Raw genomic sequence first — 18476 nt, 5'->3', positions numbered from 1 at the left:
GCGCAAAATTGTGACGTCGATCACCCTTTGCAAAAGTCATCCCTTTTCGGTCGGTATTCGGCGTAACATAGGCGCGCAATAAGGGTGCTGCGTAAGCGATTGCGCAACCAATTATTCCTGGCGTTGGAATTGACCTGTCGCAACAATTGACACGATTCCGCTTGACGCCTGGTAAGGTTTTTGTAATTTTACAGCCAACCTTTTATTCACTAACAAATAGCTGGTGGAATATATGACTATCAAAGTAGGTATCAACGGTTTTGGCCGTATCGGTCGCATCGTTTTCCGTGCTGCACAGCAGCGTTCTGACATCGAAATCGTCGCGATCAACGACCTGCTCGACGCCGATTACATGGCTTACATGCTGAAGTATGACTCTACGCACGGTCGTTTCGACGGCACCGTAGAAGTGAAAGACGGCGCGCTGATTGTTAACGGTAAGAAAATCCGTGTTACCGCTGAGAAAGACCCGGCTAACCTGAAATGGGACGAAGTGGGTGTTGACGTTGTTGCAGAAGCAACCGGTATCTTCCTGACCGACGAAACCGCTCGCAAACACATTCAGGCTGGTGCGAAGAAAGTGGTTCTGACCGGTCCTTCTAAAGATGCGACCCCAATGTTCGTTCGTGGCGCTAACTTTGAAAAATATGCTGGCCAGGATATCGTTTCTAACGCCTCTTGCACCACTAACTGCCTGGCACCACTGGCTAAAGTGATCAACGACCACTTCGGTATCGTTGAAGGTCTGATGACCACTGTTCACGCCACCACCGCTACGCAGAAAACCGTTGATGGCCCGTCTCACAAAGACTGGCGCGGCGGCCGCGGCGCAGCTCAGAACATCATCCCATCTTCTACCGGTGCTGCTAAAGCAGTGGGCGTGGTTCTGCCAGAGCTGAACGGTAAACTGACCGGTATGGCGTTCCGCGTTCCTACCCCGAACGTGTCTGTTGTTGACCTGACTGTACGTCTGGAAAAACCAGCCACTTACAAAGAAATCTGTGCCGTGATCAAAGCTGAATCTGAAGGCAAGATGAAAGGCGTTCTGGGCTACATCGAAGACGACGTTGTATCAACTGACTTCAATGGCGAAACCCTGACTTCAGTATTCGATGCTAAAGCCGGTATCGCACTGAACGACAACTTCGTGAAACTGGTTTCATGGTACGACAACGAAACTGGCTACTCACACAAAGTTCTGGATCTGATTGCACTGGTTGCTTCTAAGTAAGCGACTGGCGAAACAGACAAGGGGTGACTTCGGTCGCCCCTTTTTTTCATTTGGAAGAAGAGAAGGTCTGACGATGCAAGATACGCTTTATAGTTTACCAGTGGTGAATCAGATCACCCCTTACCTGTCTCAGCGCCAGGTGGGCGATTTGCCGATCGTGGTTGTGAGCCATCCTAAAGTTCGTGCGGCGATCGCGCTGCAAGGCGCGCATCTGCTCTCATGGCAGCCCAGCGGCCAGCAACCGGTGATCTGGTTGAGCGATAAGACGCCGTTTGCCGCAGGCAAAGCAATCCGTGGAGGCGTGCCGATTTGCTGGCCTTGGTTTGGTCCGGCAGGTGAACCGGCGCATGGTTTCGCCCGTAATCAACCCTGGACATTGACTGCACACGATGAGAACGAAGATGCCGTAATGCTGACGTTCACACTGGAAAGCAACGCGCAAACGAAGAAGCTGTGGCCGCATGATTTCACCCTGCTGGCCCGTTTTCGTATCGCCGAACATTGTGAAATTGAGCTGGAAGCCTGGGGCGATTACCAAGCCACCGCAGCCTTGCACACCTACTTCCAGATCGCCGATATTGCTCAGGTGGAAGTGAGTGGCTTAGGAAATAGCTTTATCGACAAGGTGAACGCTAACACGGTAGGCAGTTTGGCTGATGGCAAGCAAACCTACCCTGACCGCGTCGATCGGATTCACACCGCCGCCGAAGATTGCAGTGTGATTCACGACATCGCAGGAAAACGTCAGATTGGAGTGTATCACCATTATCAAAGTGACGTTGTCACATGGAATCCAGGCCCAGAATTGTCCTGCAGCATGGCGGATATGCCTAATGAGGGTTACAAAACTATGGTCTGCGTGGAAACGGCTCGCATCAACAAGCCGATGAAAAGTGCCGGTGAATCCCCTGCTCGCCTCGGTACCACCCTGCGCGTGCGCAATAAGTAGGTTTGCGGCGCAGATGCGCCGCTATACCACGTCTAAGCCCGTTTTATGTTGCGGTGCTGGAAACGCCCGGTCAATGACCGCCAACTCTTCAACACTCAAATGCAGGTCTAACGCAGCCGCATTTTCCGCCACGTGTTGTTGGCTGCTGGCCTTGGGAATGGCGATCACGCCTGGCCGACGAATCACCCACGCGAGCAGTAATTGCGCCACGCTGATGCTCTTCTGTTGTGCAATTTGGTGCAAATGGGGATCTTCAAACAGTGACTGACGTAAACGTCCCGCCTGTGCCAGAGGGCAATACGCCATGATCGGCATATCACGTTGCTGGCATGCCGCTAACAAATCGTATTCGATTCCTCGTGATGCCAGGTGATACAGCACCTGATTGGTAGCGCAGTTTTCACCGCCCGTCTCACTCCACAGTTCATGCAGATCGTCCGTGTCGAAATTGGATACCCCCCAATGCCGAATTTTTCCCTGCTGCTGTAAGGTTTCCATGGCGCGAATGGTCTCTTCCAGTGGCACATTGCCACGCCAGTGCAGTAAATAAAGATCAAGATAATCGGTCTCTAAGCGCTGTAAGCTGCGCTCGCAGGCCTCTATCGCATCCACTTCCCCGGCATTCCACGGATAGACTTTTGACACCAGCCAGGCCTGATGGCGGCGTCCGCGTAGCGCTTCGCCCACCACCTCTTCCGCCCCGCCTTCGGCGTACATTTCTGCGGTATCAATCAGTCTCAGCCCCAGATCCAATCCAGCCTGTAACGCCGAGACTTCCTGACGACGCAGCGCTGCATTCTCCCCCATATACCAGGTTCCTTGCCCAATAGCGGGTAAAGTTGATTCTCCACGGAATTGAATCGTCTTCATTACGCCTCCTGATGCGCCATGATGGGGCGCGTTATTGGTGCAATGTAATAAAAACGCCTCATTACGAGGCGCCATGTAAAACCATTAGAAGCTGTAGCTGATGCCGGTCCAGAGAGTGAACTGACCACTTTTGTCCACCATTGGACTGTCTTTGATTTCGCTATCAAAGCGGGTGTAACGCCCGGACAAACTGGCATTCCAGCTATCGCTAATCTGGTAGCTGGCATTCATTTCCACATAAGGAGACCAGCTGTCATCCGGTTGATATTCAGCAATACCTGTCCGCGCGCTTTCGTGCGAAGACACGCCATAGTAGTAGCGGTTTTGATTGGCGCTGTTCCACATTGCACCGATGCCTGGCGTCAGGCTGAACGCGCCAAAATCGAAGCGATACAGATAGGTAAGATCCCAGATGATGCCATTACTGTTGTTCAGCACATCGCCCAGCAGAGCGGTACGCACGATACCCCAATCGGCAACATGGCGATAGGTGGCACCTGCCATCAGAGTCATCCGGCGCTTATCCAGAGCCTTCATGTCACCCAGATCGTTATCCTTGGGATCATACTGTTGCGGTGAACCCAACAGGGTTAATGACAGTTGATCCTGCTGGTCTTTCCACAGGTAGTAGCCGCCCTGCAAGCTACGGAACCAGAAGTTTTCGCCTTCATAATTGATGACCGGGATGGGGATGTATCGGTCCTGTCCACCGCGATAAGGTGACTGGGCATAAATAACCGAAGCCCCGAGAGATAAGGGTTCTGCATGAGTGCTGAACGCCGCAAAATAACAAGGGACAACACAAGCAAGCGCTTTAAGTTTGAATTGGTTCACAATTTAATCAGTCCATTAATATAACAATCACACGTAGAGTCTAACTAAAATTTCGCGCTGGGTTAACGTTAAATCAGGGATGTTTATCACCCATGCGGAATAGTCTGAAGCAGGCTGCAGTGGTAGACATGCAAACGGAATGCCTTAGTGCTTATGAGACTTTGTTATTGATATATCGCTAAATAAGGAGAAAAGTGGCGGCAGATTTTCTGAATGCCTTCTACAGTTAAAAGTAAGCCGAGACTTTTTGTACGAGCAGAGTAACCATAAGAATTGTGTATCCCGATAAAAAAACGTCAGGTTGGCATAAGGGTTGCTGTACTCAATAAAGAATATCTTCCGGGAGCTGCAAACGTATCTAATTTCGCTCCTTTACCTGTGCTAAAAACGAAAGGACGGGCATCGCTATGAATATATTCGATCACTATCGTCAGCGTTATGAAGCTGCCAAGGACGAAGAGTTCACACTGCAGGAATTTCTCGCAATCTGTAAGCAGGATCGCAGTGCATACGCCAACGCTGCAGAGCGACTATTGATGGCTATCGGTGAGCCGGTGATGGTTGACACGGCGCAGGAGCCACGCCTTTCCAGAATCTTCTCTAACCGCGTCATGGGACGCTATCCCGCCTTCGAAGAGTTTTATGGTATGGAGGAAGCGATTGAACAAATCGTCTCCTACCTGAAACACGCTGCGCAAGGCCTGGAAGAGAAGAAACAGATTCTCTACTTGCTGGGGCCGGTCGGTGGCGGTAAATCGTCACTTGCTGAGCGTTTGAAAGCCCTGATGCAACGCGTACCGATCTACGTGCTGAGCGCTGATGGCGAACGCAGCCCGGTCAACGATCATCCTTTATGCCTGTTCAACCCGCAGGAAGACGCCAATATTCTTGAGAAAGAGTATGGCGTGCCGCGGCGTTACCTGGGCACCATCATGTCGCCGTGGGCAGCAAAACGCCTGCATGACTTCGGCGGCGATATTACCCGCTTTAAAGTGGTCAAAGTCTGGCCTTCTATCCTGGAGCAAGTGGCCATCGCCAAAACGGAACCGGGAGATGAGAACAATCAGGACATCTCTGCATTGGTCGGTAAGGTGGATATCCGCAAACTGGAAAACCACGCGCAAAACGATCCCGACGCTTACGGTTACTCGGGCGCACTCTGCCGCGCGAACCAGGGCATCATGGAATTCGTCGAGATGTTTAAGGCACCGATTAAAGTGCTGCATCCATTGCTGACCGCCACTCAGGAAGGTAACTACAACGGTACTGAAGGGATCTCTGCCCTGCCGTTTAACGGCATCATTCTGGCGCACTCCAACGAGTCAGAATGGGTGACTTTCCGTAACAATAAGAACAACGAAGCGTTCCTGGACCGTGTTTACATCGTCAAAGTGCCTTACTGCCTGCGAGTGTCGGAAGAGATCAAAATCTACGACAAACTGCTTAATCACAGTGAGCTGACGACGGCGCCATGTGCACCAGGCACGCTGGAGACCTTAGCGCGCTTCTCTATCCTGTCGCGTTTGAAAGAGCCGGAAAACTCCAGCATCTATTCAAAAATGCGCGTCTATGATGGTGAAAGCCTGAAAGATACCGATCCAAAAGCGAAATCATGGCAGGAGTATCATGACTACGCTGGCGTGGATGAGGGCATGAACGGCCTTTCGACCCGTTTCGCGTTCAAGATTCTGTCGCGCGTGTTTAACTTTGACCATGCCGAAGTGGCGGCCAACCCGGTACATCTGTTCTACGTACTGGAGCAACAAATTGAGCGCGAGCAGTTCCCGCAGGATCTGGCAGAGAAATACCTTGAGCACCTGAAAGGTTATCTGATTCCGAAATACGCGGAGTTTATTGGCAAAGAGATTCAGACCGCCTATCTGGAGTCTTATTCAGAATACGGCCAGAACATCTTCGACCGCTATGTAACCTACGCCGACTTCTGGATTCAGGATCAGGAATACCGTGATCCCGATACCGGACAGTTGTTTGATCGTGAATCACTGAACGCCGAGCTGGAAAAAATCGAGAAACCTGCCGGGATCAGTAACCCGAAAGATTTCCGTAACGAGATCGTCAACTTTGTGCTGCGTGCACGGGCGCAAAATAGTGGACGTAATCCCAACTGGACCAGCTACGAAAAACTGCGCACGGTTATTGAGAAGAAAATGTTCTCCAATACCGAAGAGTTGCTGCCGGTGATTTCGTTTAATACCAAGACCTCAACGGACGAACAGAAAAAACACGATGATTTTGTCGATCGCATGATGGAGAAAGGCTATACCCGCAAGCAGGTACGCTTGCTGTGCGAATGGTATCTGCGCGTGCGTAAATCGTCTTAATCGTTACCTGTAAGCTACGCGGCGCCGCGACGCCGCAACAGGAGGCCGGAGTGGTTCCGGCCTGGCTTACACTGTAGTTTGGGGGATATGTATGGCCTATTTTATCGATCGGCGTCTGAACGGTAAAAACAAGAGCGCGGTCAATCGGCAGCGTTTCCTGCGCCGTTACAAGTCGCAAATCAAGCAGTCGATCTCCGAGGCCATCAACAAGCGGTCGGTCACCGACGTGGAGAGCGGCGAATCTGTCTCGATTCCTATCGATGACATCAATGAGCCCATTTTCCATCAGGGACGCGGCGGCAGTCGCCATCGCGTGCATCCGGGGAACGATCATTTCGTCCAGAACGACCGCATTGAGCGCCCACAAGGGGGCGGTGGTGGCGGTGGCAGCGGTCAGGGCAACGCCAGTCAGGACGGTGAAGGTCAGGATGAGTTTGTCTTCCAGATATCGAAAGATGAATATCTTGATTTGCTGTTTGAAGATCTTGCCCTGCCAAATCTGCGTAAAAATCAGCATCGCCAATTGAACGAATATAAAACGCACCGCGCGGGCTTCACCTCAAATGGGGTACCGGCCAACATCAGTGTGGTGCGTTCGCTACAAAATTCACTGGCGCGTCGTACTGCCATGACCGCCGGTAAACGCCGTATGCTGCACGAACTGGAAGCCACGCTGACGGAAGTGGAGAACAGTGAACCGGCTCAGTTGCTGGAAGAGGAGCGGCTGCGCAAAGAGATTGCCGAACTGCGGGCACGCATTGAACGCGTACCCTTTATTGATACCTTCGACTTACGCTACAAAAACTTTGAGAAGCGCCCTGAGCCTTCCAGCCAGGCGGTGATGTTCTGCCTGATGGATGTTTCCGGTTCCATGGATCAAGCCACGAAAGACATGGCGAAGCGTTTTTATATTCTGCTCTATCTGTTCCTGAGCCGGACCTATAAAAATGTGGAGGTGGTGTATATCCGTCACCATACGCAGGCGAAAGAAGTCGACGAGCAGGAGTTCTTCTACTCGCAGGAAACCGGCGGCACCATTGTCTCTAGCGCATTGAAGTTAATGGATGAAGTGGTTAAAGAGCGCTATGACCCTGCGCAGTGGAATATATATGCGGCACAGGCCTCTGATGGTGACAACTGGGCGGATGACTCTCCGTTATGTCATGAGATTCTGGCCAAACATATTTTGCCGGTTGTACGTTATTACAGCTACATCGAAATCACGCGCCGTGCGCACCAGACGCTGTGGCGTGAGTATGAACATCTGCAAGCCATGTTTGATAACTTCGCGATTCAGCACATCCGCGAGCCAGAAGACATTTACCCAGTATTTAGAGAACTTTTCCACAAACAGGTGGCAGAAGCCTGAACATCAAGCCGGTCATTGACCGGCTTTTTCTTTTCCGCGCCACCGCTCATTCGCCTGAAATCCCCGCTGATTTTTCACACAATTTTAACGATCTATGGGATAGCGCTCCGCAGATTGAAAAAATATGCAATTAAGCGCTGACAAGCTATTGATAAGGCATTATCTTTTCACCTTGTCTGTGTGAATCCCCCGCAGTTTGTCATTTCCGCTCGTACCGCAGGAGAACGCCGTTGAATGCCAGCATGATTTACAGTTTGTTTATTATTGGTTCCGTGCTGGTCGCAGCAAGTATTCTTCTGAGTTCATTCTCGTCACGGCTTGGCATCCCTATTCTGGTAATCTTCCTTGCGTTAGGCATGTTGACCGGCGTTGATGGGATTGGCGGCATCGCTTTTGACAACTACCCGGTGGCGTATCTGGTTTCTAACCTCGCGCTGGCGATTATTTTGCTGGATGGCGGCATGCGCACCAAAGCCAGCTCATTCAAGGTGGCACTGGGGCCCGCATTATCACTCGCCACGGTCGGTGTGATGATAACCGCCGGTTTGACCGGTTTGGCTGCAGCCTGGCTCTTTAAACTCGATTTGATGCAAGGTTTCCTGATTGGCGCGATTATCGGTTCCACCGATGCCGCCGCCGTCTTCTCGCTGCTGGGGGATAAAGGGCTTAACGAACGTGTCAGCTCCACGCTGGAAATTGAATCCGGCAGTAACGATCCCATGGCGGTATTCCTGACCATCACGCTGATTGACATGATCCAGCAAGGCCAGTCAGGCTTAAGCTGGATGTTTGTGGTACATCTGGTGCAACAGTTCGGTCTCGGTATTGTACTGGGGCTGGGCGGCGGCTGGGCACTACAGCAACTGATTAACCGTATCAATCTGGCGCAAGGTCTCTATCCCCTGCTGGCGTTAAGTGGCGGCATCATTGTGTTTGCACTGACGACGGTGATGGAAGGCAGCGGTATTCTGGCGGTTTACCTGTGTGGCTATCTGCTGGGTAACAGCCCGATCCGCAACCGTCACGGTATTCTGCAAACCTTCGATGGTATGGCGTGGTTGAGTCAGATCGGCATGTTTATCGTGCTCGGCTTACTGGTGACGCCATCTGATTTGTGGCATATCGCCGTTCCTGCCATGATTTTATCTCTCTGGCTGATTTTGGTGGCGCGTCCGCTTTCAATTCTGGTGGGCCTGTTGCCATTTAAAGGTTTTACCGGCCGCGAACGCATCTTTATCAGTTGGGTTGGCCTGCGTGGCGCAGTACCCATCATCCTCGCGGTGTTCCCGATGATGGCCGGGCTGGAAAACGCCAAGCTCTACTTCAACATCGCCTTCTTCGTGGTTCTCGTGTCGTTGATGCTGCAGGGCACCTCACTGGGCTATGCGGCCAAACGCGCCAAAGTGGTGGTTCCCCCTACTGCATCACCTATCAGCCGCGTCGGACTGGACATCCACCCTGAAAACCCCTGGGAGCAGTTTGTTTACCAACTTAGTGCTGATAAATGGTGTATTGGAGCCGCGCTGCGTGATTTGCAGATGCCACGCGAAACGCGCATCGCTGCCCTGTTCCGCGATAACGCGCTGATGCATCCCAACGGTAGCACGCGCCTTAAAGAGGGCGATGTGCTATGTGTGATTGGACGTGAACGTGATTTGCCCGCTTTGGGTAAAATGTTCAGTCAGTCTCCACCCGTCGCGCTCGATCAACGCTTCTTTGGTGACTTCATTCTGGATGCCGAGGCACGTTTACGCGATGTGGCGCAAATTTATGGGCTGGAACTTGATGAAACCACCAACGATCAGCAATCCCTCGGTCAACTGGTGATGGGCCTGCTGGGCAGTACACCGGTGGTGGGCGATCAGGTGGAGTGGAACCAATTGACCTGGACCGTGGCGGAGAAAGAGGACAACCAAATCGTTAAAATTGGCGTACGTGTCATGGAAGACAAGGAGTAATCCTAACCGCGAATACGCCAAAACTGCGCGTGAGCGACTATGATCACTGTTCCACCCAGCACAAACGGGAGAAGCGCATGGGACACGTGGTAAAGATTGGTCGTTACGAGATCGTTGATGCAGAACTGAATGCTGAAAAGCTCGATACCATCAGCATTCCCTGCAATACCAACCCCGGCCTGAGTTACCAACTCGATGGCTGGGATCATGAAACCAGCGTGCCGGCGTGGATTGATGGCGAGCCCGTCGATCTGCAGATCGGACACTATGACAAGCAACAAGACCGCTGGGTATTAAAAAAACCCGCCTGATGTACCCCCGCCGCCATCCGCTTCGTATGGCGGTCATTCCTAAAAGCAGTCTTAAAATGAAGCGTTCTATCTGTGTTTTTTTTAGTTTTAACCTTGTATTTCAATTAGCTAACTCACTATTTCACGCAGCATTTATTTCCTTTTAAGACTATTTCCATATTAACTCTGTCAAATAACTCCTGCATACTCTTAAACGTTGCTGCAGCTTTTCGTGACGTACATCACGTCTCAAACGGCCCTTTCCATGCAGCGCTTATGGCAGCATTGACTTATATCGCACTGAAAAATTATTTCTTTTTATTTTCGGTGGACAACTCCTGAGCGCGTACTTGATTCTGGTCAGGCCATCTTTTACTTAAGAAAAGAGAGCAGGTTTTATGGCAAGTACATTGGTAATGAATGATGCAACCCGCTCGTGGAGCGGATTGCGTAAAAATCTCATCGCAAAAGTCGCTTTAAGCTTTTCGGATTTAATTGCTCTGAATCTGGCTTTGTTTTTATCTGCAGCAACCGTTCAGGGTATTTGGGGAGAACTGGACACCTTTATTCCGCCGCAGCAGATTGAGTACCGCTTCATCGCTCAATTAGGGCTTTCTGTACTTTGCACCGCGTGGTTTTGGGTGCGCATGCGTCATTACACTTACCGCAAACCGTTCTGGTTCGAGTTAAAAGAGATTGTTAAAACCCTGTTCGTCTTCTCGCTGCTGGATTTGGCGCTGATTGCCTTCTCCAAGTGGGATTTTTCGCGCATGGTTTGGGTGTTTAGCTGGACTTACGCACTGCTACTGCTGCCGCTGATGCGTGCGGTGGTCAAGCGTGCCATTAACCGCGCAGGTCAGTGGCAGAAAGAGACCATCATCATTGGTTCAGGCAAGAATGCCATGGAAGCTTATGCAGCCCTGCAGAGTGAGGAAATCCTCGGCTACAACGTCCAGGCTTTCATCTCACTGGAAGATGAGCACCACCCTGAGAACGTGAATGGTGTACCCGTGATCACCTGGAAAGACATCAACTGGCAAACGATGGATCGCGACAACACGCAATTTATCGTCGCCACTGAGTTTGAACAGCAGGTGGTGCGCGATAAATGGCTGAAGTTCCTGTCCAAAATGAAGTGCCGCTCCATCTCCGTGATTCCAACCCTGCGCGGTGTGCCGCTGTATGGCACTGATATGTCATTCATCTTCAGCCACGAAGTGATGATCCTGCGCGTCAGCAACAATCTGGCGAAACGCTCATCCCGCTTCCTCAAGCGTACTTTCGATATCGTGGTGGCATCACTGTTGCTGCTGTTCCTTGCCCCGGTATTTGGTCTGCTGTGTGCGATGGTGAAACGTGATGGCGGCAATGCCATTTATGGACATGAACGCGTTGGGCAAGACGGTGTGAAGTTTAAATGCCTGAAGTTCCGTTCGATGGTCACTAACTCCCAGGAAGTATTGCAAAACCTGCTGGCGACCAGTGAAGAAGCGCGTGCCGAATGGGATCGTGATTTCAAACTGAAGAACGATCCACGCATCACCAAAATTGGCGGCTTCCTGCGTAAAACCAGTCTCGACGAATTGCCGCAGTTGTGGAATGTGATTCGTGGTGAGATGAGTCTGGTGGGACCACGTCCGGTTATCGAAGCTGAGCTGGAACGCTACGCAGGGGATGTCGATTATTACCTGATGGCGAAACCAGGCATGACGGGGCTGTGGCAGGTGAGTGGTCGTAACGACATCGACTACGACACCCGCGTCTATTTCGATTCCTGGTATGTGAAGAACTGGGCGTTGTGGACCGATATTGCCATTCTGTTCAAAACCGCAGGCGTAGTGTTACGCCGTGACGGCGCTTACTGATCCTACCCTCGAGGCGATGTCTGTGTTGGTCCAGCAGACATCGCTTTTTTATTCCTTTCTTTTTCCCGGCTAAGTCATTACCCTTCCCGCTTGTTTAACAGGACGTTTCTGGTTTCAGATGCAAAAATTTACCCTGCTGCTTTTAAGCCTGGTGCTGCTGGCACCGCTCGGCATCGATCTTTACCTTCCCACTCTGCCGCAAATCGCTGAAGGCCTGAACAGCCCGGTCAGTTTGATTCAGATTACCATTCCGCTGTTCTTACTGGTGATGGGCATCGGCCAACTGGTGACCGGACCTTTGGTGGATAATTTTGGCCGTAAGCCGATTGCGCTGATTGGCCTGGCACTCTATATCGTGGGTAGCGCTGTGGCTGCGACCGCCACCGTATGGCCGGTGTTCTTCCTCGCCCGTTTGATTCAGGGCTGCGCGGTCTGTTGCAGTGCTGTGGTGGCCTTCAGTGGCGTGCGCGATCGTTTAAGCGGTGATGAAGCCGCACGCGCCTATGGTTTCCTGAATGGTGCACTGAATATTGTGCCGGCACTGGCGCCACTGCTGGGCGGCATCCTTGCTGAAGCCTATGGCTGGCGTGCGCCCTTCTGGTTCCTGTGTGGCTATGCTGCCATGATTGGTTTGATCGTGGTGTTCTGCCTGCCGGAAACCCGTCCTGCCGATACGCTGCGAGTTAAAGGATTGCCGCTGGCGCAGTACGCGTCTATTGCACGTGAACCGCGTTTTCTTGCCTTCGCCTTTGCCAATGCGGGCGCGCTCGGCATGGTGCTGACTTATGTGTCACTGGCACCCCACGTGCTGATGACGGAAGGGGGTCTGACGCCCCTGCAATTCTCCTTTGCCTTTGGTGCTAACGGCTTTTGGATCATGCTGGTGAGTGCGTTTGTGAATAAGACCATCCGTAAAGCCGGACGCCCTTTCTGCCTGGCGATGGGCTTCGTCACCATGCTGATGGGTGCCATTCTGCTGCTGGCGGGAATGACGCTGTTGCCTGCCGTATGGCAGACACACTGGGCGCTGTATATGATTCCAGTGGCGGTGTCGGTTGCGGGACTGGCCTTTACCGTTGGCCCCGCCACCAGCTACGCATTAGAGCCGTATCAGCAGCAGGCCGGCGTTGCCGCGGCATTGCAGGGCTTTATTCAGATGGCTTGCGGCGCAGGTGGCAGCCTGATGATTGTCGCGTTACCGGTCGCCGAGAAATCCTCACTGGCCTTAATGATGCTTTTAGGTGCAGCGCTGGCCCTGATTGCCTGGCGCTGCAGTAAGAAGATGCACGGCAGCGTGACCGCGCTTAAATAACCTCAACCGGCACACGGGGCGCGAGCGCACACATCAGCTCGTAACCCACCGTGCCGGCAGCTTTCGCCACCTCATCGATTTTCACCTGATTGCCCCACAGTTCCACTTTGGAACCAATCCCAGCCTGCGGACAAGGTTCGAGGTCAATCATCATCATATCCATGGAGATCGCGCCCAGCGTCTGGGTACGAATTCCGTCGACGCTCACCGGCGTGCCGGTTGGCGCATGACGCGGATAGCCGTCGGCATAGCCACAGGCCACAATTCCGATACGCTGCGAGGACGTAGCGTGATAGCGATAGCCATAGCCCACACCATCGCCAGCACTGAGTTGCTGCACACCAATGATTTCACTGTTTAAGGTCATTACCGGCTGCAATCCGGTACTGGCAATGTCCTGCCAGTCACCACTCGGCGATGCGCCATAAAGAATGATGCCTGGGCGCACCCAATCAAAGTGCGCTTCTGGATGCCACAAGGTGGCAGCAGAGTTGGAGAGCGAGCGTAGGCAATCCAAACCTTCGGCAGCCAGTTCAACGCGCTTCATCGGCTCGATCAGACCTTCCGGATTTTCCGCGTCCGCAAAATGCGCCATCAGCGTCATCTCGCCGACGTTGGGCAACGCACGCAGTTTCTGCCACGCAGCCTGCACCTGTTCCGGACGGAAACCCAGACGATTCATGCCGCTGTTCATCTTCAGATAGATATCAACTGGCGCAGAAAGTGAAGCTTTGGCCAGCGCCTGAATCTGCCAGTTGCTGTGCACGCTGGTAGTCAATCTATAGCGATCAATCAGCGTCAAATCTTCCGCATGGAAGAAACCTTCCAGCAACAGAATCGGTTTTTTCCAACCCTGCTCACGCAACAGAATCGCTTCTTCCATATTCAACAGCGCGAAACCATCGGTCTCTGCCAGACTTTGCCAGACACGCGCGATACCGTGCCCGTATGCATTGGCTTTGACCACTGACCAAACCCGCGACTGTGGTGCAGCCTGCCGTACAATCGCCAGATTGTGGCGCAGCGCCTGTTGGTTAATGGTGGCGCCAGTAGGACGTGACATGCTTGTGCTCTCCCTGAGGTCTCAACGCGCCGCGTTAGCGTTACGCAACGGCGATGAATGGGGTTCGAAACCCGGCAGGTAGCGCAGTACTGACAAATCGTCTGCGGCAATCGCCGGTTTCTGACCGGAAATCAAATCAGCCAATAGCTGACCGGAACCACAGGCCATGGTCCATCCCAGCGTTCCGTGACCGGTGTTGAGATAGAGATTGGACAGCGGCGTACGCCCGACAATCGGCGTGCCGTCCGGCGTCATCGGACGCAATCCTGTCCAGAACGTGGCCTGTTCAACAAAACCGCCTTCAGGATAGAGATCGCTGACCACCATCTCCAGCGTTTCACGTCGTGCAGGCGTCAGTTTGGTGTTAAAACCAACAATTTCCGCCATGCCTCCCACGCGAATGCGATCGTCAAAGCGCGTGACCGCCACTTTGTAGGTCTCATCGAGGATGGTGGACACCGGCGCAGCGTCGGGATTCTTAATCGGAATGGTGAGGGAATAACCTTTAAGCGGATAAACCGGAATTGAGACAATATCTTTCAGTAACGCGGTCGAGTAGGAACCAAAGGCCACCACATAGGCATCCGCTTTAACCACCTCATCACCACACTTCACACCGTAAATGCGATTCCCTTCACGCAGCAGTTGATCAACCTGAGTGTCATAGCGGAAGGTGACACCCGCAGCGGCTGCCATCTCGGCCAGGCGCTGCGTAAACAGCTGGCAGTCTCCGGTTTCATCGTTCGGTAAACGCAGCCCACCGGTCAGTTTGTGTGCGGTCGTGGCCAGCGCCGGTTCAACGCTGTGGAGCTGGTGTGCTTCCAATAGTTCGTATGGCACGCCGGCTTCTTTGAGCACGGCAATATCTTTGCTGGCGCTCTCAAACTGCTGCTGAGTGCGGAACAACTGCAAGGTGCCACCCTGCCGGCCTTCATAGGCGATACCGGTCGAGGCGCGCAATGCTTTCAGGCAATCACGACTGTATTCCGCGATACGTACCATGCGTCCTTTGTTTTCCTGATAATGGCGCATGTCACAGTTACGCAGCATGTTCCACATCCATTCCAGCTGGAACTTGCTGCCATCGAGGCGGACGGCCAATGGCGCGTGACGCTGGAACATCCATTTTACCGCTTTCAGTGGCACGCCCGGTGCCGCCCAGGGCGCCGCATAACCTGGAGAGATCTGGCCAGCGTTGCCGGCACTGGTTTCCAGCGCGGCCCCCGGCTGGCGATCAATGACCGTCACCTCATGTCCAGCCTGCGCCAAATACCAGGCACTCGCCACTCCCACGACACCACTTCCAAGAATCACTACGCGCATAAGCCCCTCGCCGCGGCAAAAGCATAATCAACTATGAATGCTGCCTGAATCAGCATAACCAGACAGCACTTCTTATCTTATATTCGACAGACATATTTCACATGTTTTTCACCTTCCTGCACACAGAAATCATGAGCTAGTGCAAAAATCAGGATTTTTTATGCCATAAAACCATTAATCAGCAATTTATTATGCGCAAGGGAGTGCTTTTCTCTTTTTTCAGGAGAAAGCGCCGCAGTCATACAATGCACTTATAAACAGAACTTTATTCTGCAACTTAGATAAAAACCAACAGTTGTCATCAGTAATGACTTAAGCGACGATTTTTGAATGATTTTCTGCCAAAAGAATTCGATTGAGTTCCGGTTTCGGATAAGCGACAGTGGACTATCATTGAAGTGTTCGCTCAGTTTTATTGGGCTGTCTTTCTCAGGATGAAGCCTTAAACGATCGTGACAGGTGACACTCCGTTGCCTGCCGCTTGCAAAACAGAGGTGCGCTATGACGACAATCTTTGACGAGCCAACCCGGAGCAGTAAACGACTCAGTGATGGACCCGACTGGACCTTTGAACTGCTTGATGTTTATCTGGCAGAAATTGACCGTGTAGCGAAAAGCTATGGGCTTGATACCTATCCGCATCAAATCGAAGTCATCACCTCCGAACAAATGATGGATGCCTACTCCAGCGTGGGTATGCCGATTAACTACGCCCACTGGTCGTTCGGTAAAAAATTCATTGAAACCGAACAACGCTATAAACATGGCCAGCAGGGCTTAGCGTACGAGATCGTCATCAACTCCAATCCTTGTATTGCCTATCTAATGGAAGAGAACACCATGACCATGCAGGCGCTGGTGATGGCGCACGCGTGCTATGGGCACAACTCTTTCTTTAAAAATAACTATTTATTCCGCAGCTGGACCGATGCCAGCTCCATCGTCGATTACCTGTTATTCGCGCGTAATTACATCACCGATTGTGAAGAGCGATATGGCGTCGAAGAAGTGGAGCGGTTGCTCGACTCCTGCCATGCTCTGATGAACTACGGCGTGGATCGCTATAAACGTCCGCAAAAGATCTCGCTGCAGGAAGAGAAAGCGCGGCAAAAAAGCCGTGAAGAGTATCTGCAAAGCCAGGTAAACACCTTATGGCGCACCCTGCCGCGTAAAGAGAAGGAGTCTGTGCACGTGGAAGCGGCGCGCTATCCTTCGGAACCGCAGGAAAACTTACTCTACTTTATGGAAAAAAACGCCCCGCTGCTGGAGTCCTGGCAACGCGAGGTGCTGCGCATCGTGCGCAAGGTCAGCCAGTATTTCTACCCGCAGAAACAGACGCAGGTGATGAACGAAGGATGGGCGACGTTCTGGCATTACACCATCCTCAACCATCTCTACGACGAAGGGAAAGTGTCGGAACGCTTTATGATGGAGTTCCTGCACAGCCACACCAATGTGGTGTATCAACCACCGTATAACAGCCAGTGGTATAACGGCATAAACCCTTATGCTTTGGGCTTCGCCATGTTCCAGGATATCAAGCGTATCTGCCAGTCACCGACGGAAGAGGATCGCTACTGGTTCCCGGATATTGCGGGTTCCGACTGGCTAAAAACGCTGCACTTTGCCATGCGCGAGTTTAAAGATGAGAGTTTCATCAGCCAGTTCCTGTCACCCAAAGTGATGCGCGACTTCCGCCTGTTTACGGTAATGGATGACGATCGCAATAACTTCCTGGAAATTGCCGCGATCCACGACGAAGCAGGCTATCGTGCCATCCGCCAGCAGCTGTCAGCACAGTACAACCTGAGCAATCTGGAGCCTAACATTCAGGTCTATAATGTGGATCTGCGCGGTGACCGTTCGCTGACCTTACGCTACGTGCCACAGCAACGTGCGCCGCTGGATAAAAGCCGCCGCGAAGTGCTGAAGCATGTGCATCGGTTGTGGGGTTTCGATGTGATTCTGGAACAACAGAACGAAGATGGCAGCGTTGAGCTGCTGGACCGCTCGCCAACACGTGGACCCGCACTGTAAACATAAAAAAACCGGACTGTTAAAGTCCGGTTTTCTTTTAGCGCTTGCTGGCTAAATCATCGGGCATGCTTTTTTGCATGCTGTGCCAGATCTCTCCACTGCGACGACCATACTCACGTACCGTATCGACAATCTGGTCCTGCGTGGGATTCGCACTGCACAAATCCGCCAGTTGACGATAGAAGCTACGAGCCTGCTGACGCGCCTCGGGATTAGAGAAGTAGTGGCGCCCCACGCGGGTGTACAGCCCTTTCAAACCGTTCAGGATCAAACCATAAATCGGGTTACCGGAGGCAAAGGCCAAACCACGGAACACGCGATAATCCAGTTCGGTGTAGGCTTCTGCTTTATCCTCTTCGCTCAGTGCAGTTTCCAGCACCTCGCGCGCTTTGTCCGGATGATGGCGCAGTGCGCGGCTAATAAAAATCGATGCGATATTGGTACGCACCGACAGCAGATTATCAATCAACTGCGGTACGCTATCGTGATCGAGGCGGGCAAGCGTTTCGAGAATGTTTAGACCGGAGGTTTCCCAGAAATCATTCACGCGCGTGGGTTTACCATGTTGAATGGTTAACCATCCATCGCGTGCCAGACGTTGCAAAACTTCACGCAGCGTAGTGCGTGTAACGCCAATCAGTTCAGAAAGCTCACGTTCAGCAGGCAGAATAGACCCCGGCGGAAAGCGACTGTTCCAGATGCTTTCAATAATATACTCTTCAGCAAATCCTGCGGGGCTTTGCGCCTTAATCACCATAGCATTTATTTCTCATTGCTTTCTTTGTCGTAATGGCACTCATCATACCAGAGCGGCTATAGCGGAAATAGACTGACAACCTATTAAAAGCGCGCGCTGGAGCAAAATTCAGCGGTGTTTTTAACCGGTCAGACGGCAACGCACTCGTTTGCGTGGTATGGACCTTCTGCCACCTCCGCTTGATCAGTAAATGCGCTTTTTATGGCCTGGATCAGGCTTAAGTCATTTTTGTACATGATTTTTTCCCCTTACCTGGCTGGCACGGTTACGCTTTTG

The 18476-nt window shown here is 52.2% G+C and carries 14 protein-coding genes; 9 read left to right on the top strand and 5 right to left on the bottom strand.

The features are described 5' to 3' along the window. Nucleotides 1-232: 232 nt before the first annotated feature. Nucleotides 233-1231, top strand: coding sequence for a glyceraldehyde-3-phosphate dehydrogenase (gene gapA, locus JK231_RS09520; RefSeq protein ID WP_034828788.1), 999 nt, complete (start codon nt 233-235; stop codon nt 1229-1231). Nucleotides 1232-1304: 73 nt separating this feature from the next. Further along, nucleotides 1305-2180: a D-hexose-6-phosphate mutarotase gene (locus tag JK231_RS09515; RefSeq protein ID WP_211728429.1), complete on the top strand. Its 876-nt coding sequence runs from the start codon at nt 1305-1307 to the stop codon at nt 2178-2180. Between the two features lie 21 nt (nt 2181-2201). Here the strand turns inward: JK231_RS09515 and JK231_RS09510 are convergent, their stop codons facing one another. Both JK231_RS09510 and JK231_RS09505 read right to left on the bottom strand, forming a co-directional pair. Further along, the gene (locus JK231_RS09510) at nt 2202-3050 is read right to left on the bottom strand and encodes an aldo/keto reductase (protein WP_097116973.1); all 849 of its coding nucleotides are present in this window, start codon (nt 3048-3050) and stop codon (nt 2202-2204) included. A gap of 84 nt (nt 3051-3134) precedes the next feature. Beyond that, nucleotides 3135-3884 (bottom strand): MipA/OmpV family protein, encoded by a 750-nt coding sequence (locus tag JK231_RS09505; protein WP_058959835.1) that lies wholly within the window; start codon nt 3882-3884, stop codon nt 3135-3137. Between the two features lie 407 nt (nt 3885-4291). Here JK231_RS09505 and yeaG point away from each other — a divergent pair, with 407 nt between their 5' ends. The 6 genes from yeaG (at nt 4292) to JK231_RS09475 (ending at nt 13020) form a co-directional block, all read left to right on the top strand. Beyond that, a complete protein-coding gene (gene yeaG / locus JK231_RS09500) occupies nt 4292-6226 on the top strand; it encodes a protein kinase YeaG (protein ID WP_034828773.1) in 1935 nt (644 codons plus the stop codon). Between the two features lie 91 nt (nt 6227-6317). Then, nucleotides 6318-7595 carry a YeaH/YhbH family protein gene (locus JK231_RS09495; RefSeq protein WP_034828771.1) on the top strand — a complete coding sequence of 426 codons (1278 nt, stop codon included), beginning with the start codon at nt 6318-6320 and terminating at the stop codon, nt 7593-7595. Between the two features lie 230 nt (nt 7596-7825). Further along, nucleotides 7826-9553: a potassium/proton antiporter gene (locus tag JK231_RS09490; protein ID WP_038646621.1), complete on the top strand. Its 1728-nt coding sequence runs from the start codon at nt 7826-7828 to the stop codon at nt 9551-9553. A gap of 77 nt (nt 9554-9630) precedes the next feature. After that, entirely contained in the window at nt 9631-9864 is a 234-nt protein-coding gene (locus JK231_RS09485; protein WP_034828766.1) for a DUF1480 family protein, read from the top strand. A 377-nt stretch (nt 9865-10241) separates the two neighbouring features. Beyond that, nucleotides 10242-11708 carry an undecaprenyl-phosphate galactose phosphotransferase WbaP gene (wbaP, locus tag JK231_RS09480; protein ID WP_058959838.1) on the top strand — a complete coding sequence of 489 codons (1467 nt, stop codon included), beginning with the start codon at nt 10242-10244 and terminating at the stop codon, nt 11706-11708. A 118-nt stretch (nt 11709-11826) separates the two neighbouring features. Continuing rightward, a complete protein-coding gene (locus JK231_RS09475; protein WP_211728428.1) occupies nt 11827-13020 on the top strand; it encodes a multidrug effflux MFS transporter in 1194 nt (397 codons plus the stop codon). Here JK231_RS09475 and dadX read toward each other — a convergent pair. Further along, on the bottom strand, nt 13013-14083 hold the full coding sequence (gene dadX / locus JK231_RS09470) for a catabolic alanine racemase DadX (RefSeq protein WP_097116917.1): 1071 nt from the start codon (nt 14081-14083) through the stop codon (nt 13013-13015). The genes JK231_RS09475 and dadX overlap by 8 nt on opposite strands. A gap of 21 nt (nt 14084-14104) precedes the next feature. Next, nucleotides 14105-15406: a D-amino acid dehydrogenase gene (locus JK231_RS09465; protein ID WP_034828758.1), complete on the bottom strand. Its 1302-nt coding sequence runs from the start codon at nt 15404-15406 to the stop codon at nt 14105-14107. A gap of 501 nt (nt 15407-15907) precedes the next feature. On the opposite strand from JK231_RS09465, the gene JK231_RS09460 reads away from it, so the two are divergent. Then, complete coding sequence (locus JK231_RS09460) at nt 15908-17443, top strand: SpoVR family protein (RefSeq protein WP_097116914.1); 1536 nt, start codon at nt 15908-15910, stop codon at nt 17441-17443. A 37-nt stretch (nt 17444-17480) separates the two neighbouring features. On the opposite strand, the gene fadR is transcribed toward JK231_RS09460, so the two are convergent. Further along, complete coding sequence (gene fadR, locus JK231_RS09455) at nt 17481-18200, bottom strand: fatty acid metabolism transcriptional regulator FadR (RefSeq protein WP_034828755.1); 720 nt, start codon at nt 18198-18200, stop codon at nt 17481-17483. Between the last annotated feature and the right edge of the window lie 276 nt (nt 18201-18476).

This window comes from Pantoea sp. JGM49, assembly GCF_018257655.1.
Lineage (GTDB): Bacteria > Pseudomonadota > Gammaproteobacteria > Enterobacterales > Enterobacteriaceae > Pantoea > Pantoea communis.
Note: the sequence above shows the minus strand (reverse complement) of the source record. Positions and strands in the feature narration are given on the sequence as shown.

Bases quoted from the DNA above. Each gene is read 5' to 3' on its own strand.
- gapA (WP_034828788.1), top strand. From the start codon at position 233: ATGACTATCAAAGTAGGTATCAACGGTTTTGGCCGTATCGGTCGCATC.
- JK231_RS09515 (WP_211728429.1), top strand. From the start codon at position 1,305: ATGCAAGATACGCTTTATAGTTTACCAGTGGTGAATCAGATCACCCCT.
- JK231_RS09510 (WP_097116973.1), bottom strand. From the start codon at position 3,050: ATGAAGACGATTCAATTCCGTGGAGAATCAACTTTACCCGCTATTGGG.
- yeaG (WP_034828773.1), top strand. From the start codon at position 4,292: ATGAATATATTCGATCACTATCGTCAGCGTTATGAAGCTGCCAAGGAC.
- JK231_RS09495 (WP_034828771.1), top strand. From the start codon at position 6,318: ATGGCCTATTTTATCGATCGGCGTCTGAACGGTAAAAACAAGAGCGCG.
- JK231_RS09485 (WP_034828766.1), top strand. From the start codon at position 9,631: ATGGGACACGTGGTAAAGATTGGTCGTTACGAGATCGTTGATGCAGAA.
- wbaP (WP_058959838.1), top strand. From the start codon at position 10,242: ATGGCAAGTACATTGGTAATGAATGATGCAACCCGCTCGTGGAGCGGA.
- JK231_RS09475 (WP_211728428.1), top strand. From the start codon at position 11,827: ATGCAAAAATTTACCCTGCTGCTTTTAAGCCTGGTGCTGCTGGCACCG.
- dadX (WP_097116917.1), bottom strand. From the start codon at position 14,083: ATGTCACGTCCTACTGGCGCCACCATTAACCAACAGGCGCTGCGCCAC.
- JK231_RS09465 (WP_034828758.1), bottom strand. From the start codon at position 15,406: ATGCGCGTAGTGATTCTTGGAAGTGGTGTCGTGGGAGTGGCGAGTGCC.
- JK231_RS09460 (WP_097116914.1), top strand. From the start codon at position 15,908: ATGACGACAATCTTTGACGAGCCAACCCGGAGCAGTAAACGACTCAGT.
- fadR (WP_034828755.1), bottom strand. From the start codon at position 18,200: ATGGTGATTAAGGCGCAAAGCCCCGCAGGATTTGCTGAAGAGTATATT.